Source organism: Methylobacterium sp. B1, from assembly GCF_000333255.1.
In the GTDB taxonomy this organism is placed as follows: Bacteria; Pseudomonadota; Alphaproteobacteria; order Rhizobiales; family Beijerinckiaceae; genus Methylobacterium; species Methylobacterium fujisawaense.
This window is the reverse complement of record NZ_BACT01000317.1, coordinates 1-1,580: the sequence shown is the minus strand read 5'-3', so window position 1 is coordinate 1,580 and position 1,580 is coordinate 1. Positions and strand designations below refer to the sequence as shown.

At 73.0% G+C, this 1,580-nt stretch carries 1 protein-coding gene; it reads right to left on the bottom strand.

The annotated features are described in order from the left end of the window. Positions 1 to 42: 42 nt before the first annotated feature. A partial coding sequence (locus I53_RS09280; RefSeq protein WP_043349567.1) for an OB-fold nucleic acid binding domain-containing protein occupies positions 43 to 1,580 on the bottom strand: 1,538 nt, incomplete at its 5' end.

The window sequence follows — 1,580 nt, the reverse complement described above, 5'->3', positions numbered from 1 at the left end:
CCGCACTCTACGCGCGGCGCGGGGCCTGTCGAGGGGCGTTCCTCAGTGGAAATCCCGGCTGCGATACACGCGCCGATCCGGGGGCACGCCGAAATCCGTGTTCTCGGGGGGCAGCTTCATCCCGGCCTCGCGCAGGTCGCGCAGGGACGCGGTGAGATCGCGAAACCCCTCGGCCACGAGATGGACCACCCCGTCCGCCCGCTGGATCCGGCCGCGCACGGCGAGGAACCGGGCCTGCATGGCGATCCGGCGGTTGGCCTCGAACACCGTCTTCCAGACGATCACGTTGGCGATACCGGTCTCGTCCTCCAGGGTCAGGAACACCACGCCCTTGGCGGTGCCGGGCCGCTGGCGGATCAGCACGAGGCCCGCCACCGTGACCCGCGCCCCCTGGGGCAGGGCGGGATCGAGATGCGCCCGGGCCGGGATCGCGCCGATCCGGGCGAGCCGCCCCCGGAAGAAGGCGACCGGGTGCCCCTGCAGCGACAGGCCGGTGGCGGCGTAATCCTCGGCCACCGCCTCGGACGGGGCCAGGGACGGCAGGTCCACGGCCGGCTCGTGCCGGAACAGGCCGTCATCGGCGTGCCAGGCGAAGAGCGGCAGGGGCGCGTCGAGGAGATGGGCCCGGCGCGCGCTCGGGTCGGCCTTGGCGGCCTTGCGCGCCGAGGTCCCCTCCAGGGTGCGGACCATCCAGAGGGCGGCGCGCCGGTCGAGGCCCAGCGAGCGGAACGCGTCCGCCTCGGCCAGCCGCTCCAGGGTGTTGCGGGGCAGGGCGAGGGCGGCCTGCAGGCCCTCGATGCTGGCATAGCCGTTGGCCCGCAGCCGCACGAGCCGGCGCATGGCGGCCTCGGGCAGGCCGCGCACCACCCGCAGGCCGATCCGCACGGCGTGCAGCGCGGGATTTCCGGCCGGCTCCAGGGTGCAGTCCCAGTCGCTGGCGTTGACGCAGACGCCCCGCACCTCGACCCCGTGGGCGCGGGCGTCGCGCACCAGCTGGGCCGGCTGGTAGAAGCCCATGGGCTGGGCGTTGAGGATCGCGGCCAGGAAGACGTCGGGGTGCCGGCACTTCATCCAGGCCGAGGCGTAGACGAGGAGCGCGAAGCTCGCCGCGTGGCTCTCCGGGAAGCCGTAGGTGGAGAAGCCGCGGATCTGCGCGAAGCAGCGCTCGGCGAAGTCCTGCGGGTAGCCCCGGCGGGTCATGCCGCCCACGAACTTGTCCGCGAAGCCGCCGATCGAGCCGACATGGCGGAAGGTCGCCATCGCCCGGCGCAGGCCGTCGGCCTCGGCCGGGGTGAAGCCCGCCGCCGTGATGGCGATCTGCATGGCATGCTCCTGAAACAGCGGCACCCCGTAGGTCTTCTGCAGGACCTCCTTAAGTTCGTCCGCCGGCCCGTGGTCCGGGTGCGGGGCGGGGTACTCCACCGGGTCGATCCCGGAGCGGCGCCGCAGGTAGGGATGGACCATGTCGCCCTGGATCGGACCGGGGCGCACGATCGCCACCTGCACGACGAGGTCGTAGAATTCCTTGGGCTTCAGGCGCGGCAGCATCGACATCTGCGCCCGGCTCTCGACCTGGAACA